The following is a 26,626-nucleotide window of genomic DNA, read 5'->3' as shown; positions in this document are numbered from 1 at the left end:
GGTGAACTTTAATGGCAATTAATTTGCAAAAAGGACAAAGAGTCGATTTAACAAAAAGCAATCCGGGGCTTACAAAAATTTTAGTTGGACTAGGCTGGGACCCTGTTAAAAGTAGTGGTGGTGGCGGATTTTTAGGTTCCCTATTTGGTGGCGGGGGTACTGCTAATATTGATTGTGATGCCTCTGTTCTTATGCTTGGTGAGAATGATAAACTACAACATAATAATGACGTTGTTTATTTTGGAAATTTGAAGAGCAAAGATGGCAGTGTCCAGCATTCTGGGGATAACTTGACAGGAGCAGGAGATGGAGATGATGAACAGATTGTCGTCGACTTAAGTAAGGTTCCTGGAACGATCCACAAACTGGTCTTTGTTGTAAATATCTATGATTCAGTAAAAAGGAAGCAGCATTTTGGGATGATTCAAAATGCGTTTATTAGAATTGCAAACCCAGCAAGTGATCAGGAAATGCTTCATTACAATTTAACCGATGATTATAGCGGAAAAACATGCTTGGTTGCAGGGGAAATTTATCGCCACGGGAGTGAGTGGAAATTTGCGGCAATCGGCAACGGTACCAATGCAGCAAGTCTTAGTGAAGTCGTTCGATCCTACAGTTAAGGGCTAGTATTTTAGTTTATTAAGAGGTGGCAGTGTATGGGCATTAACTTATCAAAAGGACAAAGAATTGATTTAACCAAAACAAACCCTGGGCTGACTAAGGTCATTGTCGGCCTTGGCTGGGACACAAACCGTTATTCAGGGGGGCATGATTTTGACCTTGATGCCTCAGCATTTTTAACGGATGCCAATGGCAAAGTCATTCAAGACAGCGATTTTGTTTTTTATAATAATTTAGTTCATCCATCAGGCGGGGTTGAACATACTGGCGATAACCGTACAGGTGAAGGTGATGGGGACGACGAACAAATTAAAATTGACTTTAGTAAGGTTCCATCACATGTACACCGGATTGCGATTACAGTAACGATTCATGATGCTGAATCACGAAGTCAAAACTTTGGACAAGTCTCTAATGCCTTTGTAAGAGTGGTGGATGAAGAAAGTAACAACGAAATACTTCGCTTTGATTTAGGTGAAGATTTTTCAGTTGAAACGGCGGTTGTTGTTTGTGAGCTGTACCGTCATAATAGTGATTGGAAATTTAGTGCAGTTGGCAGCGGCTTTGCAGGCGGTCTGGCAGCACTTTGCCGCAATTTTGGTTTGGAAGTTTAAAGAATTTGAAGAGGCTGCTGGATTTGTTTCTGGCAGCTTTTTTCAATAAAACATTTGATCTTGAGTTTGTGTTAAAATAAAAAAGCTGACTCTAGTAAACAAAGGGAGTGACATATTTGAAGCAATATTTGCAGCTTTGTGAGCACATTTTAAAAAACGGAACGTTAAAAGGTGATCGTACTGGTACAGGGACAATCAGCACGTTTGGTTACCAGATGAGATTTAATTTGGAGGACGGATTTCCGCTCTTAACAACGAAAAAGCTCCACTTAAAATCGATTATTTATGAGCTGCTATGGTTTCTAAATGGAGATACAAATGTTCGCTATTTACAGGAAAATGGCATACGGATTTGGAACGAATGGGCAGATGAAAATGGGGAATTGGGTCCTGTATATGGTCATCAATGGCGTTCTTGGACAGGGGCTGATGGGAAAACAGTTGACCAAATCAGTACACTGATTGAGCAAATTAAGACCAATCCAAACTCAAGAAGATTGATTGTAAATGCTTGGAATGTGGCAGAGATTGATACAATGGCACTGCCACCATGCCATTGTATGTTTCAATTTTACGTTGCAGACGGAAAGCTTTCCTGCCAGCTATATCAGCGGTCGGCAGATGTTTTTCTAGGAGTCCCCTTCAATATTGCATCTTATGCGCTGCTAACGTTAATGGTAGCCCAGGTTTGTGGGCTAAAACCTGGTGAATTTGTTCATACGTTTGGGGATGTGCACATCTATCAAAATCATCTTGAGCAAGTGAAAATTCAATTGGAAAGAGAACCAAGACCATTACCCACTATGAAAATAAATCCGAATGTAAAAGATATTTTTTCGTTTCAATTTGAAGATTTTCAGCTTGAAGGATATGACCCGCACCCACATATTAGGGGTGTGGTAAGTGTATGATTTCTTTTATTGTCGCAATGGACGAAAATAAAGCAATTGGAAAAAATAATCAGCTGCCGTGGCGTCTGCCTGAGGATTTAAAGTTTTTTAAAAGAGTTACGATGGGACATCCAATTGCAATGGGAAGAAAGACTCATGAATCAATAGGCCGACTGCTGCCGGGAAGAGAAAATATCATTATTACCAGAAATCCTAATTTTCAGTGCGAAGGCTGTACCGTCTTTTATTCCATTCAAGACTTTACAGCTTACTGTCAAAGCATTGAAAAAGAGATTTTTGTTATTGGTGGCGCGGAAGTCTTTAAAGAAACCTTTAAATTCGCTGATCGTTTATATATTACTCGGATCCATCATGAATTTGCAGGGGATACTTTTTTTCCTGAATTTGATGAACGCGAGTGGACATTAAACTCCTGTACAAAAGGGATTAAGGATGAGAAGAATCCTTATGATTATGATTTTTGCATATATGACCGTAAGCGTTGAAAAGACCAAAAGCGCAAGCTCCCGTTTAGCGCACGACAGGACTGGAGCACACGGAACTTTAGATAAAGGATACACGGAGGTATAGTCGATTAGATGTTGACTTATCGTAGGGAAGTGGGCGAAGTACACTAGTCGCTGGGCGCTGGCCGACTAAGAGCGCCGCCGTCCTAGCGGCAACGTCGGCACTAGCACTTCCTGCGTGCCGAAGCTAGACGTAAAGGAAAAGCATCAGCAAATTTTGCTGATGCTTTTAGGAAAAAGTGCAAGTGCAGGCTTTTCGAATACACTAGGACTAGCTCGTCTGGTACATCGAACTGGACCATTAAAAAGAAGCCGGAATGATTACTATACATTCTTCATTTCATATTCTGCTAACCTGTCTAGCATTCCGTGGAATTCCTGTGGATGGCAAAATTCATCTTCCCTAAAGTGGGACTTTACCCATTGGATTAATTCATTTGGTGTATTGAAAAATTCACCGCTGGTATCACTTTTTCGAATCATGTATCTCCCGTTGTCCTCATCAATCGTTACCTCAACGGGCATGGCCCCATCAAAACTGGATAGTGAAAATTCCATTGTAATTAGATCCCATCCTTTCAGGAATTCATACTTTTAGTAGTATATGTGATTTGGTGGATAAATATAATAGAAAAAATCAATTGGCAAATGGGTTACTATGCTTATTCACGAATAGTAATTGACTTCCTGCGACGTTATTGATAAATTGACATAAGAACGACACAATACCTTAATGGAAGGGAATGTATCTATCATGTTTTCAAATATTGGCATCCCAGGTCTAATTCTGATTTTAGTTCTTGCGCTGATCATTTTCGGCCCAAAGAAATTGCCTGAAATTGGTCGTGCGTTCGGACAAACATTAAAAGAATTTAAAAAATCAACGCGTGAATTGACAGACGACGTGATGAAAGATGCAGACGAGGATAAGAAGACATTGACTAAATAAGGTGTAGGCTTCATCTTGCATCCTCTTAATACGCAACATTAGGATATTGGCAGGGGACGGAAATGGAAGATAAAGAATTACAGTTAACTGAGCATTTAGAGGAATTGAGAAAGCGGATAATCATCTCCGCCATCGCCTTTATCATCTTTTTTATTGTTGGTTTTATCTATTGTGTAGATATTTATAAGTGGTTTGTTAAAGGTTTGGATGTAAAGCTTTTGGTTCTCGGACCTAGTGATATTATTTGGATTTATTTTATGCTTGCCACTGTTGTTGCAATTGTAGGCACCATTCCCGTGTTAGCATTACAAATCTGGCTGTTTGTGAGACCTGCTTTACGTCCTTCGGAACGAAAAGTTACACTTACTTATATACCAGCACTCTTTTTCTTATTCATCATGGGTCTTGCATTTGGTTATTTTGTAATTTTTCCAATGGTATATAAGTTCCTTGTTAACTTAGGCGCAGATATGTTTGTTGCGAATTTTACAGCAGAACGGTATTTTCGCTTTATTATGAATATGACCCTTCCGTTCGGTGTTTTATTTGAATTGCCGGTTGTGGTCATGTTTCTCACTTCACTAGGAATTATCAACCCTTTCGTATTGGCTAAAATTCGAAAGTATGCCTACTTTGTCCTAATTATTATTGCCGTTGTCATTACTCCTCCAGACTTTATGTCGGACTTTGTGGTAACCATTCCCTTATTATTGCTTTACGAAATAAGCATTAATTTGTCAAAGATTGTTTATAAAAGAAAATTAACAAAGGCACAGGCTGAAGAATTGGAAGTAGACAGTGCTAAGCATAATAATGGAACAGAGATCAACTAGTATAATTAAATAGATTAACAATCAGCCTTTGGGGACTATGAATCCCTGAAGGCTTAATTTTTAAAAGAAACATACGTAAAAGGAGCACCGGCCTCAGTGCTCTTTTTTTGTGTGATAAGATATATATCGATAAACTTGTATACTATGTATAATATGGAGAGAGATTTTTATGAGGTGAGTAAATAAGTGAGCAAGATTAAAATTGTTACCGATTCTACAATGGATATGTCTGAAGAAGCATTGTTAAAGTATAAAACTGAACTTGAAGTTGTGCCATTATCCGTAATGATTAACGGCCAAACCTTTTTGGATAGAGTAGAAATCAATCCAGTTGATTTTATAAAAATGATGCGGGAATCGACTGAATTACCGAAAACTTCGCAGCCTTCTCCTGGTGCATTTCTTGAAGTATACAATCGTTTAGGCACAGAAGGATATGAAGTGATCTCCATACATATGACAGGAAAAATGAGCGGTACAGTAAGGTCAGCTGAAGCAGCAGCACAGATGGCAAACACAAAAGTTACAGTCATAGATTCTCAATTTGTTTCAAAGGCGCTTTCATTTCAAGTAATTGAAGCCGCTGAAATGGCGAAACAAGGAAAAAGCAGCATTGAAATTGTTAACCGTCTTGAAATCGTCCGTAGCCATTCAAAATTATATGTAATGGTAGATACACTTGAAAATCTAGTAAAAGGGGGCAGAATTGGTAAAGGGAAGGCTTTCATAGGTTCACTAATGAATATCAAGCCGATTGCCTCGCTTGAAGGAGCGGAGTACCATCCAATTACGAAGGTCCGTAGTTATTCCCAGGTTGTAAAGTACCTTGTTAATCAGTTTGTAGAAGACGTCAGGGGAAATACAATTAGGAGAGTTGGGATTGCTCACGCTGAAGCACAAGAACTTGCCGTAAAGATAAAAGAAAAAATCACCGAGACAACTGGTTTTAGCGATATTGAAATTGACTATACAAATTCAACTGTTTGTACACACGCCGGAGCTGGTGCGATCGCTTTAATGTATTTTTTTGAATAAAAGTGATCATAGGATACGGTCGTTTGATAGCTAATTTCTTTCATCTTGAGCATTCATTTGTTAAAATATTCACGAGATGAAAAGAAAAAGGTGTGGGTGATGGTATGAAATTTAGATATTTATATTTGTTTTTATTCGTTGGCATTCTATTATTATCTGCATGTGGACAAAAGGAGATTAAAAATGCGGTAAATTGGCCGATAAATGATTTCACCTTTACAGACCAAGCCAATAAACCTTTTGGCTTAAAGGACTTGAAGGGGAAAATTTGGGTATCCGATTTTATTTATACAAGCTGCACGGATGTCTGCCCGCCAATGACCGCAAATTTGGTAAAGCTTCAAGAAATGGTAAAGGAAAAAGGCTTGAAAAACGTTGAATTTGTTTCCTATAGTGTGGACCCTACAGTGGATTCACCGCAGGCATTGCAGAATTTTGCAAAAAGATTTCGAGCTGACACGAAAAATTGGACATTTTTGACCGGCTACTCTCAAGAAAGTATTGAAAACTTTGCTTTGAAAAACTACAAAGCACTTGTGAAAAAGCCGCAAACAGGGGATCAGGTTATTCATGGAATTGACTTTTACTTAGTTGGACCTGATGGAAAAATAAAGAAATCCTATCAGGGAGTAAAGAATGTCCCATTTGATGAAATTATTAACGATATCAAAACACTTCAATAAACCTTTCGTATCTAAAGAGGAGAACTAGTTTAATGAAAAGTAAATGGAAGAAGGGCTTCTTTGTTTTAATAGGTATCGACCTTCTTATTGTCATCTTTGTATTATTCATGCTGTTGACGCCTGCAAGTGATCACAGTGTTCCTAATCAAAAAGATCCTGCCGGTGAATATGTACCATTTTATGTTCAATCAAATAAAGAAGATCTAAATAAACTAATCAATTATTACTTGCAAAAGGAAGCCGGTAATTTACCAGTAGATTATCAAGTTAAGCTGGGGGATAAGGTCGAATTATTTGGGACAATTCCTTTTTTGAGCCGAGACTTAAATATGAAACTTACCTTTGAACCTGAGGCACAAAAGAATGGTGATCTCATTTTAAGGCAAAAGACAATTTCTGCAGGAAGATTGCATTTGCCTGTATCATATGTCCTCAAACTTATTGGCGATAGTTACCAATTGCCCTCAGGTGTGGAAATTAAACCAAATAATAAGCTAGTTTACATTGATATGCAAAGATTAAAATTTAAAAGTGATACAAAGGTCAAAGTGAACAAATTTGACTTAAAAAACGACAAAATAGCATTTACATTATTAGTTCCAGTCAAATAAGGTGCCAAACAGGCACCTTATTTTTAAATACTAAAAATTCGCAAACCCTTTGGATAGAAGTTTTTTAGAATCCCTTTTGCTTCCTTCCCCCAGCCTAGCGGAAATCCGTCAATTGTTATCAGAATCCAGCCCCGGTCTGCACCTGTTGTGAATGTTTCGCCCTTTAAGTAATGAATCCATTGATCATCCTTTGTGGAAAGGTTAAAAGTCTGATTGACCTCGCCATCCTTTAAGAATAGGGCAAGAGCGTGATTAGGCTCGAACCTATTTTTCTTCAATTCTCCAAGATGGAGACCAGCACGTAGAACTCGTAAACCTTGAAAGTTTGGGCAGCCTTCAGGAAGTGAATATAGTTGCTGGTTGAAAAGAAAAAAATTTTCAAACAAATGGTGTTGAATCATTTCATTGCTGAATTGTCGAAAATCCTTTAAGTGGCTTTTTCCAAGGTGAGAATCAGCATTAGTTACTGAAGATGGCTCGGCTTCACCCGTTTTTTTCATTTTGGCAACAAAATGTCCTTCCCCTTGCAGCATATGCGGCCATAACCGGGCAGTTTTGCTGAGCTCTTCGTTCTTAGTGATGGACCACTCAGGTCTGCCATCTTGAATACCCTTGGGCTTTTCGATCGGCAGCAGTTCCATATCAGTATATCTGCTTAAAAAAGCCTCAATTGTTTGTTCATTTTCTTCAGGTGAAAAAGTGCAGGTGGAATAAACGATAGTGCCTTCTGTTTTTAACATTTTATAGGCACAATCTAAAATGTTCTGCTGCTGTTTGGCACAGGCAATAACATGGTCTTGGCTCCAATAACGAATCGCATCTTCATCTTTACGGAACATACCCTCCCCGGAGCATGGCGCGTCCACGAGAATTTTGTCAAAATAGCCTTGAAACCTCCCTGCAAGCCGTTCTGGAGTTTCATTGGTAACCAATGCGTTTGCAATTCCAAGTCTTTCAATATTTTCTGATAGTGCTTTTGCTCTTTTTGTATTTATTTCGTTTGCTACTAAAAGGCCCCTTTGGTGCATCATGCCCGCCAGCTGGGTTGTTTTTCCACCCGGTGCAGCACATAAATCCAAGACCCGGTCGCCGCTGTTAACTGCTAACTGTTCTGCAACAAACATTGCACTGGGCTCTTGAATGTAATATAAGCCTGCCGGATGATAGGGGTGTTTGCCAGGCTGAACTTTTTCTGGTTGATAGTAGTAGCCCGTTGGTACAAATGAGACTGGTTCCAATTCAAACGGGGATAAGTTTTCCCATTCTGCCTTTGATATTTTTAAAGGATTTAGCCGTAATCCACTCTTTTTAGGCAGATTATATGTATCAAAAAAACGTTCCGATTCGGCTGTTAATAATTGCTTAAATTTTATAATAAACTCTGATGGCAGCTCCATTTTGCCTGCTCCTCTCAAACATCATTCAAACATGATTATTCTGTTTTCATTTAATGTTGTCAAGGCAATTCATGAAAAAGACTCCATCCACTGGAGTCAGATTTAAGGATTAATCCTTTATAACCGATATAGAAAGCTCTTTTTCCAAACCGAATAGGACGACCGTATATGTTTCATTTGCTTTGAATTGAAGTTTTGGCATTGGAAGAATAACCTCTTTACGGCCTGCGGTTCGCAGTTCTAAATCGACTGTCATCGGAGTTAACCCTAAATAGTCTGTCGCTTGCTGAAACGATATATTTGGGAAAACGACATCACGATCTTTTACTGCTAAATCAAGCGAAGGCGTATCGGTTGCTAAATGTAAGAACCGCATCTTAGATTCACCTAAAGGAACGCTCGGTCTGTTTTCAACGGTGAGCAGATTGACCTTTTCGAGCAGTCCAACAGCAGCGATGGTATAGATTTTTCCAGCTTCGATTAACATGTTGTTGTTTAAAAGCCTTTTAGCTGGTTCCTCGCTTGAAAAAATCTCAATGCTGTATTGCCCCGGCTGAAGTGAAACATAGTCACTTACCTTTTGAAAAGGAACGTTACTTGCGAACGGTTTATTATTCACATACAAATCGACTTTATGGGCATCGTAAACAGCATGAAGAAAGCGGATGTTTGCATCAGCATGCAAAACTCGCTTATTGATATCGGTTATATTACTCATAATATCCAATGCTTTATTAGTATTTTTCATATGTTTAAGATAATAATGGATATGCAGGTTTGGGTTTGAATACCTGTAATAATCCGCTAATAATTCATACATGGCTGCTTTTTGCAGAAAATCAATTTGATTTCTCTTTTCAGCCATCGTCCTCACCCCAATTATGTTGTCTACTACATATTATTCGACAACCTGAAGACGGGTGCTTAACACTTTAATCATTTGCTGTGAGGAGCCGCAAAGCATCTCGATTTTAAAATGGAGGATTATTCTGTATACTTAAAGTTAACCTATTTAAGGGGTGGATAGTGTGGAAGATAGAAATGAAAAAGCCATTTTTGCGGGAGGCTGCTTTTGGTGTATGGTCAAGCCATTTGATCAACAGCCTGGTATTATAAAGGTGATTTCCGGCTATACGGGAGGCACTGTTGAAAATCCAACATATGAACAGGTATGTTCTGGTACAACCGGTCATTACGAAGCGGTTGAAATTACTTATGATCCAACCATTTTTCCATATGAAAAATTGCTTTCGTTATATTGGCAGCAAATCGATCCAACGGATCCGGGAGGGCAATTTTACGATCGTGGAAGGTCATATCAAACAGCGATTTTTTATCAAAATGAGCAGCAAAAACAGCTTGCAGAGGAATCAAAGCAACAATTGGAGGACAGTGGCAGATTCTCGAAACCCATTGTAACGCCTATCTTGCCTGCAGTGGAATTTTATCCGGCAGAAAACTACCATCAGCATTATTATAAAAAAAATCCTGCGCACTATGAATCCTATCATGTTGGTTCAGGCCGCGCTGGATTTATAAAAACACATTGGGGGGAGCAGCTTGGAAAATAAAGATTTATCAAAATTAAAAAAAGAGCTGACACCGACCCAGTTTGAGGTAACACAGAACAGTGCTACTGAGCCTCCGTTTCATAACGAATATTGGAACGAAACCAGGCCAGGTATCTATGTTGATATTGTTTCAGGTAAACCATTGTTTACTTCTAAAGATAAATTTGATGCAGGATGCGGATGGCCAAGCTTTACGAAACCAATTGAAGATGAGGAGATCATTGAAAAAAAAGACGTAAGTCATTTTATGGTTCGGACAGAGGTTAGGAGTAAAACAGCTGATTCCCACTTAGGACATGTTTTTAATGATGGACCTGGTCCAACTGGGCTGCGCTATTGTATAAATTCTGCATCGTTAAAGTTTATCCCACTTGAAAAACTAGATGAAGCAGGCTACGGAGAATTTAAAGAGATGTTTAAATAGGAATAAGAAAACCGCTGCTGGCGGTTTTCTTTTTTGTCAAAAATACACGAACATTATATAAAAATATTTATTTATAGTTCGTGATTTTGGTTGACTTCATCAAATGTAAGTGCTATATTTAGCGGTGGTGAGTAGAAAACCCATAAGTTCGCTGAATAATGTACTAAACAATTTGAAAGTAGAATGCTAAATCATTCTTGTTATATATAATCTTGTTGGAGGTTTTGGGTGATGGATATGAACTATGATGTGCTTGTGGTGGGGGCAGGACCGGCTGGTATTTTTACCTGCTACGAGCTTACCCTTAAAATGCCTAATGCAAAGGTACTCTTAATTGATAAAGGGCATGATATCTATCGAAGAAATTGTCCCATTTTGCAAAAAAAAATTAAGAAATGCCCCGCACCTGCTGGAAAGAAGAATTATGCAGGCTGTTTGCCAGCCTGTTCAATTACAAATGGCTTTGGGGGCGCCGGAGCCTATTCAGATGGAAAGTTTAATATTACAAGCGAATTTGGGGGCTGGATGACAGACTACCTGCCCGATTCACAGGTCATTGAGCTAATTCGTTATGTTGATGAGATTAACTTAAAGCATGGGGCAACAAAGAGCATAACCGATCCAATGACAGAAAATGTAAGAGAAATTGAGCGTAGAGGCTATGCTGCCGGGTTAAAGCTCCTTCGCGCACAGGTCCGTCATTTAGGTACTGAACAGAATCTTGAAATCATGCAAAGTATTTATGAATACTTAAAAGAGAAAATAGAAATGTCATTTAAAACCGAAGTGGAAGATGTACTTACTGAAAAGACTACTGATGGACTAAAAGTGTTGGGTGTGCAACTGAAAGGTGATCAAAAGGTGTTTGCTGATAAGGTTGTCATCACACCTGGAAGGGATGGCTCAACATGGCTTAAGGGGTTACTTAATTCAAGACGGCTTCATATGATCAATAACCAGGTGGATATTGGTGTCCGTGTTGAAACAACAAATATTGTCATGCAGGAAATCAATGAGAATCTTTATGAAGGCAAATTTATTTTTAATACATCCGTTGGAACACGAGTCAGAACCTTTTGTAGTAACCCTTCGGGACATGTGGTGGTTGAAAACCATTCTGGCACCATGCTTGCAAACGGACATGCCTATCGGGATCCAAAATTAGGCAGCCCTAATACAAACTTTGCCTTGCTTGTCTCACATACATTTTCGGAGCCGTTTGATAAGCCAAATGAATTTGCTCATGCCATTTCAAAATTGGCAAATGCACTGTCAAATGGTGGGTTGATCGTTCAAAAATACGGGGATCTCCTAAAGGGCAGAAGATCAACTGATAAACGGATCAAAGAAGGATTTATTGAACCGACTTTAAAAGAAGCAGTACCAGGAGATTTAGGTCTTGTACTTCCATACAACACGTTGAAAAGTTTGATTGAAATGACAGAAGCATTAAACTACGTCACACCAGGGATCGCTTCAGAGCATACGCTTTTCTATGGTGTAGAAGCAAAGTTTTATTCAGCACGTCCTAAGTTGAATGATCATTTTGAAACGGAAATAGACGGTCTTTATGTAGGTGGTGATGGAGCAGGTATTACCCGCGGCCTTGCTCAGGCAAGTGCATGCGGTGTTTGGATCGCCAGAGATATTATTGAAAAAGCAAAAACAACCCATCAAAAGGAAATAGTGAATGTCTAAGCCCGCCCTTTTGCGGGTTTCAAAATAAACTTAATGAGAAAAAAGTGGGTGAAAGAATGCTGCCAAACAGATTAATTCCCGGTGATGAGATCAGAGTGATCGCTCCATCGACAAGTATGGCATTGGTTAAAGGTAAACAAGTAGAATTCGCGATAGAAAGATTAACACAATTAGGCTTTCAGGTTACATTTGGGAAAAATGTCGAGGACCACGACGAATTCTTTAGTACATCGATTGAACAGAGAATTGAGGATTTACACCAAGCTTTTCAAAATTCGAATGTAAGAGGGATTTTAACAGCGACTGGCGGTTATAACGCCAACCAGCTATTAAACTACATAGACTACGATTTAATTAAAGCCAATCCAAAGGTGTTTTGTGGTTACAGTGATAGTACTGCAATCCAGGCTGCCATCTATAAAAAAACAGGATTAATTACCTATTACGGTCCATTTTTTTCGAGCTTTGGCATAAAATCAGGTTTTGATTATACTCTTCAATCCTTTTTAGAGGCGGTCACAAATGATGCTCCGTTTGATGTCAATCCGTCTCCGACCTGGAGCGATGATCCGTGGTATTCGGAACAGGAAGACCGAAACTTTGTTGACCAAATTGGTTATCTGGTCCATCAGGAGGGAACAGCCTCAGGCACTTTGATTGGCGGAAACCTGAGTACGTTAAACCTTTTGCAAGGAACAAAATATATGCCTCCACTTGAGGATTCCATTCTTTTTATTGAGGACGACGAGGAAACGCATATTTATAATTTTGATCGTCAGTTACAATCACTCCTTCATTTGCCAGATGCAAAAGGAATCAAGGGAGTTCTCATCGGAAGGTTCCAAACAGCCTCGAATGTAACAGAAGCCGCTGTAAGAAAAGTAATATCAAGTAAGCGGGAATTCAAGAATATTCCTGTGATTACCAATGTCAATTTTGGACATGTTCAGCCAATGGCAACGATTCCGTTGGGCGCTCGAGCGACGATTTCGGCAACAGGAACAGAAACAACAAAAATTACGATAGAACAAATTTAACGGACAGACACCAGCGCGTGTCTGTTTTTTCTTTTCTCAAAAAGTAATGAAAGAATTAAAATATCCTCTCATACAATTTACTATAAGATCCTCGTTCATTTGACAAAGAAAGAAGCGTGGACCATGGAACAATCTTTTTTGATCAAACCAATGCTTGATGAATCCTACCCGACAATCGATCATGGGAATGGAATCTATTTATACGATACCGATGGAAAAAAATATTTAGACGCTGCCTCTGGTGCCGTCACCGCTAATATTGGACACGGAGTAGCAGAAATTATTGAAGCAATGCTTGAGCAAGCAAAAAAAGTGTCGTTTGTCTATCGTTCACAATTTACAAGTGAAGCAGCCGAAAGGTTAGCTAGAAAACTCGCTGAACTATTGCCTGGAGAGTTAAATTGGTCCTTTTTTGTGAATAGCGGTTCCGAGGCAACGGAAACGGCTATGAAGATGGCCATTCAGTATTGGCAAGAACAAGGAGTTATGACCAAAACAAAAGTATTATCAAGATGGGTCAGCTACCACGGTATTACAATAGGGGCGTTGTCAATGTCAGGACATCCGTTAAGGAGGGCGAGATTTGTACCTCTGCTAGAGGACTTTCCTGTCATCCATCCTCCGTATTGTTATCGCTGCCCGTATCACCTTGATGCGCCCAGTTGCGGTTATCTATGTGCCCAAGAACTCCAAACAGCAATTGATCGAATCGGTGCAAATCAGGTTGCCGCTTTTATCGCCGAACCTGTAATCGGAGCTGCAGGAGGGGCAATCACCCCGCCCATGGATTATTACAAAGTTGTCAAAGACATTTGTGAACGGAATCAGATTTTATTTATTGCCGACGAAGTAATGACTGGTTTCGGCAGAACGGGGACGATGCTTGCATTAGAGCAGTGGAATGTTGTTCCGGATATTGTTGCCTTAGGGAAGGGGATGGGGGCAGGGTATGCCCCGATTGCCGCAGCAGTTGCAAGTGAAAAAGTAATGGAACCGATTCTCGCTGGAAGCAAATCAGTGATGAGCGGCCACACTTTGAGTGCAAATCCACAATCCTGTGCTGTTTCTTTAGCGGTAATCGAATACCTTGAAAAGAATCAGATTATGAAAAATGTAGAAGACAAAAGTATTTATTTATGGAATAAACTTGAAAGACTAAAAAGTAAATTTCCCTTTATTGGGGATATCCGTGGGAAGGGATTTCTACTTGGTATCGAATTCATTAAGGAGCAAACCGGTAAAGTTCCTTTTTTAAGAAGCGAGAACGTTACCCAGAAAGTGATTACGATTGCCAAGGAAAAAGGATTGTTACTCTATCCGGCCGGTGCCGGGATTGATGGAATAAACGGTGACGCTGTAATTATTTCCCCCCCACTGACAATTTCAAAACGAGAAATAAAGGAATTGATAAATCTTTTGAATGCTACCTTTGAGACATTTTCAACTGCGTTAATCCAGGATGGGGGTGATTGAATGTCGAAAGCCCTAAACAAAGTGACAATGCTGGATAAAGTCATTCCTTTTTTTCAAGATGGGATGATTTTAATGTTTGGGGGTTTTGGCGGTGTCGGTACACCCCCAACCTTAATCGCTGCAATTCTTGAAAAAGGGGTTCGTGATTTAACTCTAATCGGTAATGACACTGGTTTTCCTCATATTGGAATAGGTAAATTGGTTCGAATGGAGCGGGCGGCAAAAGTGATCGTGTCCCATATCGGTTCAAATCCTTATGCTGGAGAACTAATGAATAAAGGAAGGCTTGAAGTTGAGTTTTCTCCGCAGGGAACCCTTGTTGAAAGAATCAGAGCCGGAGGAGTCGGTCTGGCAGCAATTTTAACAGATGTTGGCATCGATAACGAAATGGTCGCAAAGAATAAACCATTATTTAAATTGAATGGACACCATTATCTCGTTGAATCTGCCCTCACAGCAGATGTGTCAATTGTTTATGCAAAAAAGGCCGATCCGTTCGGTAATTTGACATATGACAAAAGTGCCCGGAATACGAACCCCCTTGTTGCGATGGCAGGTACGATAACGATTGCAGAGACTGAGGAAATTGTACCAATGGGAAGCCTTGATCCAGAACAAATCGTGACACCCGGTGCTTTTGTTGATTATGTTATTTCTTCTAAAGGGGTGAATTGGAAATGGGCATGGGAGTAGATGTTCGAAACAGGTTAGCACGGAGAGCAGCGGAGGAAATTCACGATGGAATGATTGTTAACCTTGGAATTGGGATCCCCTCGCTTGTGCCGAATCATTTAGAAGCTGACATGCCCGTAATGTTTCATGCTGAAAACGGTATTGTTGGAATGGGAGCAAGTCCAAAAAAAGGGATGGAGGATGAAAACTTATGTAATGCCGGGGGCTTTCCGGTCACGTTAACGAATGGCGGCTCCTATTGTGACAGCTCGATTGCTTTTGCCATGATTAGAAGAGGCATAGTTGATCTAACGATATTAGGTTCATTGCAGGTCAGTCAAAAAGGGGACCTTGCCAATTGGATTGTACCAGGGAAAAAAGTACCTGGAATGGGAGGTGCAATGGAGCTTGCTCAAAAAGCAAAAAAAGTGATTGTGTTAATGAATCATTGTGATAAAAAAGGAAAACCGAAAATTTTGCAAACATGTTCTTTACCTTTAACATCGAAGGCCTGTGTTGACATGATTGTAACTGAGTTAGCGGTGTTTAAAATTGCAGCAGAAAAGCTTTGGTTAACCGAGTTATTCGCACCATTCGATGTACAGGATGTTCGAAACAAAACAGACGCCGAATTCGAAATAAAGGAAATGCTGAGAAGGATTCCTTACTAACTGCCAAAAGGGAGTGAACGGATTGAAGGATTGTGATCACCTCGTAAGAATGTGGCTAAAGGAGAATCAAGCGAAGGGAACAAAGCTTTTGCAGCTGCTTGTTCAGGAAAATAGTACCCGGGGAAAAGAAAGCAGTGCACAGGCGATTATGATTGAAAAGTGTCGTCAACTTGGCTTGCAGCTGGATATTTGGGAAATTGACAGCAGGGAAATTGAAAAGCATCCTGCCTATTTTTGTGATCGAAAGGATTTTAATGGTAACCCGAATTTGGTTGCTGTCTTAAAAGGAACGGGCGGAGGGAAGTCAATTATTTTAAACGGGCATATCGATGTTGTTCCGGTCGGAGATGAGCAGAATTGGAAGAAGGACCCGTTTAGCGGTCATATTGAAGCTGGAAAACTTTATGGAAGAGGTTCCACCGATATGAAGGGAGGAACGGTTTCCCTTCTTATGGCGTTGGAAGCATTAATTGCATTAGGTGTCCGCCTAAAAGGAGATGTTATTTTTCAAAGTGTCATCGAAGAGGAAAGCGGCGGAGCGGGAACGTTAGCTGCCGTATTAAGGGGTTACCAGGCCGATGGAGCGATTATTCCAGAACCTACAAATATGAAGATTTTTCCGAAGCAGCAAGGATCGATGTGGTTTCGAATTACGGTGAAGGGCAAGGCTGCACACGGCGGCACCCGCTATGAGGGCGTCAGTGCGATTGAGAAGGCGATGCTTGTAATTAAAAGATTGCAGCATTTAGAAAAAGAAAGAAATGAAAAAATTACTGATCCTCTTTATAATAAAATTCCAATCCCCATCCCAATTAATGTCGGGAAGTTAATAAGTGGTGATTGGCCGTCATCTGTACCTGATGAGGCCTTAATCGAGGGAAGGATGGGGGTAGCTCCGGAAGAGTCGATGGTGTCAGCTCAAAAAGAACTGGAACTATGTTTAGCTGAACTTTCCGAAGACGATCCGTGGTTCATAGAAAATCCGCCCCAAATAGAATGGTTTGGGGCAAGATGGCTGCCCGGAAGTATAGAGGATAAGCATCCGCTTCAAAAGGTTCTTTCAGAAAGTTTTCAAGAAATTAAGAATGAAGAACCAGTGATTGAAGCTAGCCCATGGGGAACAGATGGCGGCATCCTCTCGAATGTAGGCAATATTCCTGTTATTATATTCGGCCCAGGAATCACAGAAACCGCCCATGATGCGAATGAACACATTGTCCTTGAAGAAATGTTCTTAGCGAGCGAAATTATTGCCCTGACGATAATCAAATGGTGTGAACTAGCTGACTAGGAAGGGAGAGCACTAGATGGGATCAATCTATAGGAAAACGGCTATTCCTGGTCCGAATGCTCAAAAGCTGCTTGCCAGAAAAGTGGCAAATGTGCCAAAAGGACCTTTTACAACAATTGATACCTTTGTCGCTAAGGGCGAAGGGGCATTAATTACCGATGTTGATGGGAATAGGTTTATTGATTTTGCAGGTGCCATCGGATCGTTAAATGTAGGTCACTGCCCTCCTCGTGTTGTTCAAGAGTTACACCGCCAAATTGACAAATACCTTCATCCCAGCTACCATGTCATGATGTATGAACCCTATATTAATCTGGCCGAGGAATTAAATCGAATCACCCCTGGCACTCATGAAAAAAAGAGTTTTTTTTTAAACAGCGGAGCCGAAGCTGTTGAAAATGCAGTGAAAATTGCTAGAAAATACACGGGACGCAAAGCAATTATTTCCTTTGAAAGAGGCTTTCATGGCCGGACCTATATGGCCATGTCATTAACAAGTAAAGTAAAACCCTATAAATATCAATTTGGCCCGTTTGTCCCCGAAGTATATAAATGGCCATACCCTTATTATTTTCGCTCTGAATTTTCCACACCTGAACAATTAGATAATGCGTTATTAAATCGGTTTGAAACCTTTTTCCAAAGTGAAATCCCTCCTGAAGAAATTGCCGCAGTCATCATGGAGCCCGTGCAAGGGGAAGGAGGGTTTGTGATTCCATCACAGCGGTTTGTTAAAGGGGTAAAAAGCTTGTGTGAAGAGTACGGAATAGTGTTTATCGCGGATGAGGTACAGACCGGGTTTGGCCGGACAGGTAAAATGTTTGCCGTCGAGCATTTCGATGTCATCCCAGATTTGATGACCATGTCAAAATCGATAGCTGCGGGAATCCCAATCAGTGCCGTGACAGGTCGGGCAGAAATAATGGATTCAGCCAATGTTGGTGAAATAGGCGGCACCTATGGCGGCAGTCCGCTTGGTTGTACAGCGGCCCTTGAAGTCATTAAGATGATCGAGGATGAGGGACTCCTAGAACGTGCCAATCTGATTGGCAAGCTTTTTCAGGAACGGTTTGAACCACTTGGAAATCGTTTTCAAGAAATTGGGGAGGTACGCTGGCTTGGAGCGATGTGTGCTCTCGAATTTGTGCAGGATTCTAACACGAAAGCGCCGAATAAAGAGCTTGTGCAGCATATTATCAATCGGGCCCATCAAAATGGGCTGGTGCTGATGACAGCTGGATTATATGGAAATATTATTCGGCTGTTGGCGCCTCTCGTGATAACAGAGGATCAGCTTCTAGAGGGATTTGATGTGTTAGAAGAAGCGATCACAGTTTGCTGTCGGGCATGAGGAAGAGTAATGTCCAAAATGATGAGGAGTAATGGAAATGAATCAAACAGCAACAACTATATCCATCGAAGGAGACCATTATTTCCTAAAAGTGTATGTGGATCCTTTTAATAAACGAATTCGAATTGACGATTACCTTGGGAACACCGATTTAGTTATTCAAAAAGCAGAAGATCTTGGTCAGAAGCACAATGTAGAAAAGGTAATCTTTAAAGTTCGTAGTGAACAGTTGTTAAGCTTTTTTGAAAAGGGTTTTCAACCTGAGGCAGTGGTGGATGCCTATTTTCTCGGCTCAGATGCTTATTTTTTTTCAAAATTTTATACAGTTGAACGGAAGAAAAACGATCACTGGATTACAGAGGATCAAATCATGAAGGGGGTAAGTGATTTAAAGCCAGTCTTTGATAAAGTTTTTCTACCAAGTGATTATGAGTTAAAAAAAGCGGATGAAGGCTCAGCAGTTGAACTGTCGGCGCTATACAAACAGGTATTTCCAATTTACCCTACGCCATTAAATGATCCGGATTACGTGAAAAAAACAATGGCCGAGGGTACGATATATTACGTATTTTATTATCATGGAAAAATTGTCAGTGCTGCCTCGGCGGAAATGAACGATTTTTATCGAAATGCTGAATTAACGGATTGTGCTACCCTGCCGGAACATCGTAAATATGGCTTAATGAAATTTCTTCTTCATGAGCTTGAAAGGGAATTAACGGGAAAAGGAATATTTTGTGCGTATTCGATTTCAAGAGCATTATCTTTTGGGATGAATGCAGTGTTATTTCAGCTTGGGTATCGTTATCGCGGCCGGCTGATGAATAATTGTTATATCTATGACAAACTTGAAAGTATGAATATGTGGGTAAAAAATTTGGCGAGCTGCTGAATTGTTAGCTGCAGGTGCCAAATAATTGGCACCAACACATCTTGGTTAATGGACAGGTGAATGGAATGGTACAGATTACTGCCCTAACGAAGGAAGTGCTTGCTGCAATCCTAAAAAGTATTGATGAAGGAATTCATGTTGTTAATACTGAGGGGGAAACGATTTTTTATAATGAGGTTGCCGCAAAGCATGACGGAATGGCTGTCGATGAGGTCCTTGGCAAGCCACTGTTAGCTGTTTTCCCCTCCTTAACAGCCGACTCTAGTACGTTAATAAAAGTGATGAAAACCAAGAAGGCGATTTATAATCGAGCGCAGGTTTATTTAAATGTCCATGGGAGAAGAATTGATACCATTAACACAACCCTGCCGATTTTTTTAGAAAATAGCATCATTGGAGCGGTTGAGATTGCTAAAGACTACTCGAGAATGAAGCTGTTAGCTGAAAGTCTTTTAGATTTGCAAAAAAGTTTAAATAATAATCGGGGAAAAAAGACTGCTAATAAGGTTATTTATAGATTGGATGATATTAAAACAATAAATTCAGAGTTTTTACGGATAAAGGCTGAAGCCAAAAGGTTCGCCCGTTCAGATTCACCAATCCTCATTTACGGGGAAAGCGGTACGGGAAAAGAACTTTTTGTGCAGGGAATTCATCATGAATCGCTTCGTACAAATGGCCCGTTTATCGCCCAAAATTGTGCTGCGATCCCGGAAACATTGTTAGAAAGTATCCTGTTCGGAACATCAAAGGGAAGTTACACAGGTGCCGTGGAAAGAAAAGGTTTGTTTGAGCTTGCTGACGGCGGTACACTTTTCCTGGATGAACTGCATGCGATGCCGATCGAGCTGCAGTCAAAGCTATTAAGAGTGCTCGAGGATGGAATGATTAGACGTGTAGGCGGAACTGAGAATATTCATGTGGACGTTCGAGTGATTGCCGCGATGAATGTGCACCCGGGCGAGGCACTAAGAAACCAAAAGCTTCGCTCAGATTTATATTATCGCTTGAATGTGTTTACATTCAGTCTGCTACCGCTGAGGGAAAGAAAAGAAGATATTCAGTTACTAACAGATTATTTCATTGCATTTTATAATGGTAAATTAGCTAAAAGTATCCGGGGAGTAAACATAGAACTTGAAGATTTTTTCATTGAGTATCCGTGGCCGGGAAATGTTCGGGAACTTAAACATACGATTGAATATATGATGAATGTTTGTGAGGGGTCGATACTGTGCCGAAAAGACTTGCCGGCGATGTTAAAACAATACTCAGCTCCGGTAACCATTTCGGAATCGATTGGGAAACGATCCCTTTCGTTAAGAAGAAATATCGAAATTTTGGAAAAAAGGCTGATTGCTGATGCTCTGAACCGATCAAAGGGGAATATCAAACAGGCTTCCAAGTTATTAGAGATTCCAAGACCAACACTACAATATAAAATGAAAAAATTTTTTGATTCTTAAAGGGTGCCAATATCTTGGCACCTTTTGCCAACTTCAGGTTGATTAAATGGTAGAATCCTCTTACTCTTATACAAATAAGCTTTGGCATGAAAATTGCATAACAATGGATATAGCCGTTTAGGAGGAGACTTTCATGAAACATAACCTATATAAACCAAAAAGACATTGGAAGGATATAGAATTATGGAAAGATATAACAGAAGAACAGTGGAACGATTGGATTTGGCAGTTGACCAATACAGTCCGAACATTGGAAGACTTAAAGAAAGTAATCAAGCTGACACCTGAAGAAGAAGAAGGGGTTCGGATTTCGACAAAGACGATTCCCTTAAACATTACTCCCTATTATGCCTCCCTCATGAACCAAGATGATCCCCGCTGCCCGATTCGCATGCAGTCCGTTCCTATTGCACAGGAGATTCATAAAACAAAATACGATCTCGAAGATCCTTTGTTTGAAGATGAGGATTCGCCTGTTCCCGGTTTAACACATCGCTATCCCGACCGAGTTCTCTTTCTTGTCACCAATCAGTGCTCGATGTATTGCCGTTACTGTACAAGGAGACGTTTTTCCGGACAAATTGGCATGGGCGTTCCGAAGAAACAACTTGATGCGGCTATTACCTATATTCGTCAAACACCTGAGGTTCGCGATGTGCTAATTTCCGGAGGTGATGGACTCTTAATTAACGATCAAATTTTAGAATACATTTTAAAAAACTTACGCGAAATTGATCATGTGGAGATTATTCGGATTGGAACAAGAGCTCCGGTCGTGTTCCCACAGCGAATTACGGAAACTCTCTGCAATATTTTAAAAAAGTATCATCCCATCTGGTTGAATACCCATTTTAATACATCGATCGAGATTACCGAAGATTCAAAACAGGCCTGTGAAATGCTTGCAAATGCAGGTGTTCCGGTTGGAAACCAAGCGGTCATTCTGGCTGGAATAAATGACAGCGTTCCGATTATGAAAAAGCTCATGCATGACCTTGTTAAAATTCGCGTTCGTCCTTATTATATATACCAATGTGATTTGTCAGAAGGGATCGGTCACTTTCGTGCACCCGTATCAAAAGGGCTTGAAATAATCGAAGGACTGCGCGGACATACATCTGGCTATGCTGTTCCTACATTTGTTGTCGACGCTCCCGGCGGTGGCGGGAAAATTGCCCTCCAGCCTAATTATTTGATTTCGCAAAGTCCGGAAAAAGTTGTTTTACGAAATTTTGAAGGGGTGATTACCTCTTATCCGGAACCTGAGAATTATGTACCAGGCAGAGCCGAGAGTTACTTTAGTGAAATATTTAGTGATATGGATATGAAAAAGTCATTGGCAGGTATTGCCGGAATCATGAACGATCAGCATTTTAACCTTGTTCCGGAGGGTTTATCCAGAATAAACCGCAGAAAGCATTATAATGAAGATCCGTCTCACACTACTCTTAAGGATAAGCGGGCCAAACGTGATGAACTGAAGGAAAAGAAATTCCAGGCGCAGCAAAAAAAAGAAATAAAAAGTGATGAGAAAGATTCTTCACAAGGGCAGACGAATGGGGGGGGTTAAAAATATGAAGGTTATTTGTGAATGGTGTGAGAGTGAAAAGGTTGAATTTCGCAAGGAGAGTGCCTTTTGGGAATTGCCGGATGGCACTAGAGCGATAGAAATTACCGAAACCCCAACGGTTGTCTGCAACAATTGTAATATCTATTACCAATCAGATGAGATTGTGAAAAACATTGAAGATCAACTGTTTTTAGTAGATACGAAAAAGATTGGCAAAACGATTCGTTATGAGGAACTGATGGTAATGCCAAGGCTGCTTAAAAGAAATTACTTTGATTTTTAATAGAAAAGTCAGCGAATCATGTATACTGACTCCCTTTTAAAATTATCAGCGAAAGACTAGACGAATACCCACAGATTCGTTATAGTGGTTCTAAAATATTTTTTGAAAGATTTAGCAAAGAAAGGCGTTTTCGTATGATAAAATCCTTCTACCATTTTCTAATGAAATATAGACATCCAGAACCAAAAGATTCGATTAGTGTTTTTGCCAATAATGCCTATCATGATCACAGCTTTCCAAAAACTTCTGAAGATTATCATGAGATTAGCTCCTATTTAGAATTAAACGGTCAATATATGGATAGTATGACGATATTTGATGAAGCATGGGAGCAGTACCTGCTTTCGGAAAAAAATGAATAAGTGAGGTAAAATCGCCCTTTTTTACAGAAGGGCGATTTTTTCTTTGCTAATGTTGTAAGCGATCAATTTGTATCCGCATATAATAGGGTAAACATTTTCACGACGGATCATTGAGAGGACGGAGGACGATGGAGAAAAGAAAAAAACCGAAATTTAAGATCGGTGATACAGTCGTGATTGCGATGTATGGTACTGTTGGAAAAATAACAGATGTAAAGTGGTTGGACGGTAAGAATCTTTATGAGGTGAATAATAGTGAAGGTCTCTATGTAGAGTCCGGATTACAATTGCTTTCAGAATACAAAGGAAAAATTGTAGAACAAGAACAAATTGATATTGAGTATAAATTCTTTTTTGGGGATTTAGTTCAAGTAAGTGGGTATGGTTCGGATTTATTTAAAGTGGTTGGGTTTAGAACAGAAATATGGCGCTACAAGGAAGACGCTTGGGAGGATATTGTTTATGAGCTTTCAAGAGTAAGGGACGGGGAATGGTTAGAGGCAAGCGAAGAAGAACTAACGCTTGTGGCGGATGCAGAAAGTGCCGAGACGTTTATCCAGAAACTAGGTCTCCTCTACTTAATCAATAAACAACAAAGCCCGATAAAATTGCCAAAATTACAAAATATCTTAAGAAAAGCGGAAGTTGAAGAGATGGAACGAAAAAAGGAGCAGAAAGAATTAATCGACAGTTTACTTGATATTTATAATGATTATCGCATTCTGTACGAAATGTTTCATGATCAAGAATACTATCAGGTGATGAGGGTAGTATTAAGAAAATTAGCAAGTATAACAAATAATGATGGCAAAAGCCATGTCTAAGATTAATGCATGAAAAATGCAAATAAGACATAGAGAATAAACGGAATGCATCCCCATTTAATCAGAAAAAATAAAAAGCTGGTTATGTTCTCGCACAACTGTAAAAAACGTCCATCCTCATTGTTTACATCTTCGATAAACGCTGCAAGTAAGGTTTGAATCGTTGACATTTGTATCACCTCATAAGAATGATTTTTGGTATGTAGCATTCTATGCTTGTCCAAATTGAAAAAGACCCTACCTGCAGCTGAAATTTCATTTATAAGTGAAAAGAAAATTAACTAGCATGAAAAAAGCCTATTCATCATACATTCTCTAAAAAGGGGGCGATGCTGTGAAAGAAGTTGAAGTATTTATTGATACAGAAGAAATTGCCGAATTTTTCTTTCATGAGCTTGTAAAAAGGGGATACGTTCCCTCAGAAGAGGAGTTAGAGGAAATCGCTGATGTTACCTTTGAATACCTAGTGGAAAAAAGCATTATTGATGAAGAAATTGAAGAAGATTAAATTATGAGAACCGAAGATCTCATTGCTAATAAACAGTTGAGTGGGAGAATTCCGGAACATGTTTCGATAAGGTACGAAGGTCGTGCAGCTGCTGCCCGGCTTTTTACTAGTTAACTTTATACAAAAATGAAACCTGGGGAAAAGAATTCTCCCAGGTTTTTCTTAGCTGTTTTCAATTCAATTTATCATATTGTTGCAGTATTTGCTCCGGGGTCTAATGGTAATTCCGTTTGCGTCCTCCGGTTGCGGTAACCTCTTTCGCATGTGCTTCATGTTCAGCAACGATTTGTTCAGCAGGGATATGGTTATTTTTCTTTGGCGAATTAATCCGATTACGATGTTTTTTGCCCATGTTTATTTCCCCCTATTTTTTTGTTGTGGATTTTCCGTTAAGAAAATCTAATCTTATTTTCCCACATTAGAAAAATCATATGAGCCTTTGAATCATTTTCTTTGGATTCCTGTTATGTTATATTGACAATGGTATCGCCGTTTTTAGATTGACATTTATACTGGAGGGATTTTTTTGAGTATACATATAGCAGCAAAAGAAAATGAAATTGCCGAGACAGTATTATTACCTGGAGACCCGCTTCGTGCCAAATATATTGCCGAAACTTTTTTAGAAAATGCGAAATGCTACAATGAAGTCCGAAACATGTTTGGTTATACAGGTACCTATAAAGGGAAAAGGGTGTCTGTCCAAGGAACAGGGATGGGGGTTCCCTCTATTTCAATCTATATAAATGAACTTATGCAAAGCTACAATGTGCAAAAGCTTATTCGCGTTGGTACCTGCGGTGCGATCCAAAAGGATGTAAAAGTCCGTGATGTAATTCTTGCGATGACTGCGTCAACAGATTCGCAAATGAACCGGTTAACGTTTGGAGGCATAGATTATGCACCTGCTGCAAATTTTGATTTATTAAAAAAAGCCTATGACGCAGGTATGGAGAAAGGTTTACAGCTAAGAGTCGGGAATGTTTTTACAGCAGATCAGTTTTATAATGATAACGCCGACCATGAAAAATGGGCACAATATCAAATTCTGGCTATTGAGATGGAGACAGCCGCACTTTATACAATAGCGGCAAAGTTTGGATGCCAGGCCTTATCTGTGTTAACGGTTAGTGATCACATTTTAACAGGCGAAGAAACAACAGCAGAGGAAAGACAGGTAACCTTTAACGAAATGATTGAGGTAGCGTTAGAAGCCTCCACAACGGATTAAAGTTGTAATAAAAAAAGCTGGACGCTTGTAAACTCGATGTTTGGAAAAATCATATTTTTCTAATTAATGGGTTTAGGAGGTGTTCAGCTTTTTCTATTATAAAATGGAATAGAAAGCACCTTGACCTTTAGTGATAAAATAGGTATAGTGCATAGGTAAAACAAAAAAAATAGGTGAATTCAATGAAGTTAAAAAATGGCATCTTAATTATGGGGTGTGCTTTATTCATTGCCGGATGCAGTAATTTGGATAAGGCTCCTTTCTTAGGAAAGGCAGATAGTGAGCAGAAAACAACCGAAAATGGACAACAAAAAAGCAGCCTGGATTCTCTTAGTCTGAAAGCAGAGTATTTTAATAATATTAGGGTTGTTAATGGCAGGAAAGTGATCCAAAACCCGACAAACGTTTTGGAATTAGTAAATAAACATTACTTTTTGCCCGAGAATTATATTCCTAATGATCTGGTGCAGCCTAATGTTGAATTTTCTTTTGGTAATTTAAGCTTAGAAAAAGCGTATATGAGAAAAGAAGCGGCAGTGGGTCTTGAAAGAATGTTTACCGAAGCTAAAAATTCAAAAATTGAGCTAGTTGCTGTTTCAGGGTACCGCTCATATAGCAGGCAAAAATCTCTATTCAATGCAGAAGTTAATCATGTAGGGGAAGAAAAAGCGGTACAAGCAGTTGCCCTTCCCGGCACTAGCGAACATCAGACCGGCTTAGCAATGGACATTGGTAGTAAATCTACTGATTTTCATTTAACAGAGGGCTTCGCGAGAACAAGAGAAGGAAAATGGTTAGAAAAAAATGCCCATCGCTTTGGCTTTATTCTTCGTTATCCAAAAGGAAAAGAAGGACTTACTCATTATGAGTATGAGCCATGGCATTTTCGTTATGTAGGTGTAGAAGCTGCAACAACGATCTACAATCACAAATGGACACTTGAAGAATATTTTGATGAAGTTAAAAAGATTTAATGATAAAATGAGAAACCCACAAATTTTAAGTAAATATATAGCTTTTAAAAAGGAGAGGCAGCGCCTCTTTTTTTTTTTGTAAATTATTAGTAACAAGGTTATGTTTATTTTAATAACTTTTCTTTGTTATTTTTTAAAAAAAGATGTTATTCTAATCATTAAGAG

32 protein-coding genes are annotated in these 26,626 nt (G+C 39.6%); 27 read left to right on the top strand and 5 right to left on the bottom strand.

Annotation, left to right across the window (positions count from 1 at the left end; genetic code table 11):
* The first annotated feature begins 11 nt into the window (after positions 1-11).
* The 4 genes from JN080_RS01005 (at position 12) to JN080_RS00990 (ending at position 2,634) form a co-directional block, all read left to right on the top strand.
* Entirely contained in the window at positions 12-623 is a 612-nt protein-coding gene (locus tag JN080_RS01005; RefSeq protein WP_256234013.1) for a TerD family protein, read from the top strand.
* Between the two features lie 36 nt (positions 624-659).
* The gene (locus JN080_RS01000) at positions 660-1,238 is read left to right on the top strand and encodes a TerD family protein (RefSeq protein WP_256234012.1); all 579 of its coding nucleotides are present in this window, start codon (positions 660-662) and stop codon (positions 1,236-1,238) included.
* Between the two features lie 116 nt (positions 1,239-1,354).
* Complete coding sequence (locus JN080_RS00995) at positions 1,355-2,149, top strand: thymidylate synthase (RefSeq protein ID WP_256234011.1); 795 nt, start codon at positions 1,355-1,357, stop codon at positions 2,147-2,149.
* Entirely contained in the window at positions 2,146-2,634 is a 489-nt protein-coding gene (locus JN080_RS00990; RefSeq protein ID WP_256234010.1) for a dihydrofolate reductase, read from the top strand. Before JN080_RS00995 ends, JN080_RS00990 begins: the two co-directional genes overlap by 4 nt.
* 345 nt (positions 2,635-2,979) lie before the next feature.
* Here the strand turns inward: JN080_RS00990 and JN080_RS00985 are convergent, their stop codons facing one another.
* Positions 2,980-3,213, bottom strand: a complete 234-nt coding sequence (locus tag JN080_RS00985) for a hypothetical protein (RefSeq protein ID WP_256234009.1) — start codon at positions 3,211-3,213, stop codon at positions 2,980-2,982.
* A gap of 196 nt (positions 3,214-3,409) precedes the next feature.
* Here JN080_RS00985 and JN080_RS00980 point away from each other — a divergent pair, with 196 nt between their 5' ends.
* From JN080_RS00980 to JN080_RS00960, 5 genes are all read left to right on the top strand, one after another.
* Entirely contained in the window at positions 3,410-3,604 is a 195-nt protein-coding gene (locus tag JN080_RS00980) for a twin-arginine translocase TatA/TatE family subunit (protein WP_256234007.1), read from the top strand.
* A 62-nt stretch (positions 3,605-3,666) separates the two neighbouring features.
* Positions 3,667-4,437, top strand: a complete 771-nt coding sequence (tatC, locus tag JN080_RS00975) for a twin-arginine translocase subunit TatC (RefSeq protein WP_256234006.1) — start codon at positions 3,667-3,669, stop codon at positions 4,435-4,437.
* A gap of 186 nt (positions 4,438-4,623) precedes the next feature.
* Positions 4,624-5,472 carry a DegV family protein gene (locus JN080_RS00970; RefSeq protein ID WP_256234005.1) on the top strand — a complete coding sequence of 283 codons (849 nt, stop codon included), beginning with the start codon at positions 4,624-4,626 and terminating at the stop codon, positions 5,470-5,472.
* Between the two features lie 104 nt (positions 5,473-5,576).
* Positions 5,577-6,155 (top strand): SCO family protein, encoded by a 579-nt coding sequence (locus tag JN080_RS00965; RefSeq protein ID WP_256234004.1) that lies wholly within the window; start codon positions 5,577-5,579, stop codon positions 6,153-6,155.
* A 32-nt stretch (positions 6,156-6,187) separates the two neighbouring features.
* Complete coding sequence (locus tag JN080_RS00960; RefSeq protein WP_256234003.1) at positions 6,188-6,766, top strand: YpmS family protein; 579 nt, start codon at positions 6,188-6,190, stop codon at positions 6,764-6,766.
* A gap of 23 nt (positions 6,767-6,789) precedes the next feature.
* Here JN080_RS00960 and JN080_RS00955 read toward each other — a convergent pair whose 3' ends face one another.
* A complete protein-coding gene (locus JN080_RS00955) occupies positions 6,790-8,163 on the bottom strand; it encodes an RsmF rRNA methyltransferase first C-terminal domain-containing protein (protein WP_256234002.1) in 1,374 nt (457 codons plus the stop codon).
* Between the two features lie 109 nt (positions 8,164-8,272).
* Complete coding sequence (locus JN080_RS00950) at positions 8,273-9,028, bottom strand: DUF4397 domain-containing protein (RefSeq protein WP_256234001.1); 756 nt, start codon at positions 9,026-9,028, stop codon at positions 8,273-8,275.
* Between the two features lie 214 nt (positions 9,029-9,242).
* Between JN080_RS00950 and msrA the strand changes: the two genes are divergently transcribed.
* From msrA to JN080_RS00875, 15 genes are all read left to right on the top strand, one after another.
* Positions 9,243-9,734 carry a peptide-methionine (S)-S-oxide reductase MsrA gene (gene msrA, locus JN080_RS00945; RefSeq protein WP_256234343.1) on the top strand — a complete coding sequence of 164 codons (492 nt, stop codon included), beginning with the start codon at positions 9,243-9,245 and terminating at the stop codon, positions 9,732-9,734.
* A complete protein-coding gene (msrB, locus tag JN080_RS00940) occupies positions 9,724-10,158 on the top strand; it encodes a peptide-methionine (R)-S-oxide reductase MsrB (protein WP_256234000.1) in 435 nt (144 codons plus the stop codon). Before msrA ends, msrB begins: the two co-directional genes overlap by 11 nt.
* Before the next feature lie 231 nt (positions 10,159-10,389).
* Complete coding sequence (locus JN080_RS00935; protein ID WP_256233999.1) at positions 10,390-11,856, top strand: NAD(P)/FAD-dependent oxidoreductase; 1,467 nt, start codon at positions 10,390-10,392, stop codon at positions 11,854-11,856.
* A gap of 56 nt (positions 11,857-11,912) precedes the next feature.
* A complete protein-coding gene (locus JN080_RS00930; protein ID WP_256233998.1) occupies positions 11,913-12,893 on the top strand; it encodes a S66 family peptidase in 981 nt (326 codons plus the stop codon).
* Between the two features lie 123 nt (positions 12,894-13,016).
* Positions 13,017-14,366 carry an aspartate aminotransferase family protein gene (locus tag JN080_RS00925; protein WP_256233997.1) on the top strand — a complete coding sequence of 450 codons (1,350 nt, stop codon included), beginning with the start codon at positions 13,017-13,019 and terminating at the stop codon, positions 14,364-14,366.
* A complete protein-coding gene (locus tag JN080_RS00920) occupies positions 14,367-15,059 on the top strand; it encodes a CoA transferase subunit A (protein ID WP_256233995.1) in 693 nt (230 codons plus the stop codon).
* Positions 15,044-15,709 carry a 3-oxoacid CoA-transferase subunit B gene (locus JN080_RS00915; RefSeq protein WP_256233994.1) on the top strand — a complete coding sequence of 222 codons (666 nt, stop codon included), beginning with the start codon at positions 15,044-15,046 and terminating at the stop codon, positions 15,707-15,709. Before JN080_RS00920 ends, JN080_RS00915 begins: the two co-directional genes overlap by 16 nt.
* A 22-nt stretch (positions 15,710-15,731) precedes the next feature.
* Positions 15,732-17,000 carry a peptidase gene (locus JN080_RS00910; RefSeq protein ID WP_256233993.1) on the top strand — a complete coding sequence of 423 codons (1,269 nt, stop codon included), beginning with the start codon at positions 15,732-15,734 and terminating at the stop codon, positions 16,998-17,000.
* Positions 17,001-17,016: 16 nt separating this feature from the next.
* A complete protein-coding gene (gene gabT, locus JN080_RS00905) occupies positions 17,017-18,351 on the top strand; it encodes a 4-aminobutyrate--2-oxoglutarate transaminase (RefSeq protein WP_256233992.1) in 1,335 nt (444 codons plus the stop codon).
* Positions 18,352-18,388: 37 nt separating this feature from the next.
* Complete coding sequence (gene ablB, locus JN080_RS00900; RefSeq protein WP_256233991.1) at positions 18,389-19,243, top strand: putative beta-lysine N-acetyltransferase; 855 nt, start codon at positions 18,389-18,391, stop codon at positions 19,241-19,243.
* Between the two features lie 65 nt (positions 19,244-19,308).
* Entirely contained in the window at positions 19,309-20,709 is a 1,401-nt protein-coding gene (locus JN080_RS00895) for a sigma-54 interaction domain-containing protein (RefSeq protein ID WP_256233990.1), read from the top strand.
* A gap of 133 nt (positions 20,710-20,842) precedes the next feature.
* Positions 20,843-22,279, top strand: coding sequence for a lysine 2,3-aminomutase (gene kamA / locus JN080_RS00890; protein ID WP_256233989.1), 1,437 nt, complete (start codon positions 20,843-20,845; stop codon positions 22,277-22,279).
* Positions 22,280-22,283: 4 nt separating this feature from the next.
* Entirely contained in the window at positions 22,284-22,562 is a 279-nt protein-coding gene (locus JN080_RS00885) for a YokU family protein (RefSeq protein ID WP_256233988.1), read from the top strand.
* Positions 22,563-22,699: 137 nt separating this feature from the next.
* Positions 22,700-22,924 carry a YozE family protein gene (locus JN080_RS00880; RefSeq protein WP_256234342.1) on the top strand — a complete coding sequence of 75 codons (225 nt, stop codon included), beginning with the start codon at positions 22,700-22,702 and terminating at the stop codon, positions 22,922-22,924.
* Between the two features lie 128 nt (positions 22,925-23,052).
* The gene (locus JN080_RS00875; RefSeq protein ID WP_256233987.1) at positions 23,053-23,748 is read left to right on the top strand and encodes a hypothetical protein; all 696 of its coding nucleotides are present in this window, start codon (positions 23,053-23,055) and stop codon (positions 23,746-23,748) included.
* A gap of 2 nt (positions 23,749-23,750) precedes the next feature.
* Here the strand turns inward: JN080_RS00875 and JN080_RS00870 are convergent, their stop codons facing one another.
* On the bottom strand, positions 23,751-23,918 hold the full coding sequence (locus tag JN080_RS00870; protein ID WP_256233986.1) for a hypothetical protein: 168 nt from the start codon (positions 23,916-23,918) through the stop codon (positions 23,751-23,753).
* A 164-nt stretch (positions 23,919-24,082) separates the two neighbouring features.
* Here JN080_RS00870 and JN080_RS00865 point away from each other — a divergent pair, with 164 nt between their 5' ends.
* The gene (locus tag JN080_RS00865; protein WP_256233985.1) at positions 24,083-24,256 is read left to right on the top strand and encodes a YozD family protein; all 174 of its coding nucleotides are present in this window, start codon (positions 24,083-24,085) and stop codon (positions 24,254-24,256) included.
* 214 nt (positions 24,257-24,470) lie between these two features.
* Here JN080_RS00865 and JN080_RS00860 read toward each other — a convergent pair whose 3' ends face one another.
* Positions 24,471-24,608, bottom strand: a complete 138-nt coding sequence (locus JN080_RS00860) for a hypothetical protein (protein WP_256233984.1) — start codon at positions 24,606-24,608, stop codon at positions 24,471-24,473.
* Between the two features lie 174 nt (positions 24,609-24,782).
* On the opposite strand from JN080_RS00860, the gene deoD reads away from it, so the two are divergent.
* Positions 24,783-25,487 (top strand): purine-nucleoside phosphorylase, encoded by a 705-nt coding sequence (gene deoD / locus JN080_RS00855; RefSeq protein WP_256233983.1) that lies wholly within the window; start codon positions 24,783-24,785, stop codon positions 25,485-25,487.
* A 182-nt stretch (positions 25,488-25,669) separates the two neighbouring features.
* Positions 25,670-26,461 carry a M15 family metallopeptidase gene (locus tag JN080_RS00850; protein ID WP_256233982.1) on the top strand — a complete coding sequence of 264 codons (792 nt, stop codon included), beginning with the start codon at positions 25,670-25,672 and terminating at the stop codon, positions 26,459-26,461.
* Positions 26,462-26,626 lie beyond the last annotated feature (165 nt).

The sequence above is a fragment of the Bacillus sp. EB600 genome (assembly GCF_024494385.1).
In the GTDB taxonomy this organism is placed as follows: Bacteria; Bacillota; Bacilli; order Bacillales; family Cytobacillaceae; genus JAEVLT01.
This window is presented reverse-complemented; position numbering and strand designations above follow the sequence as displayed.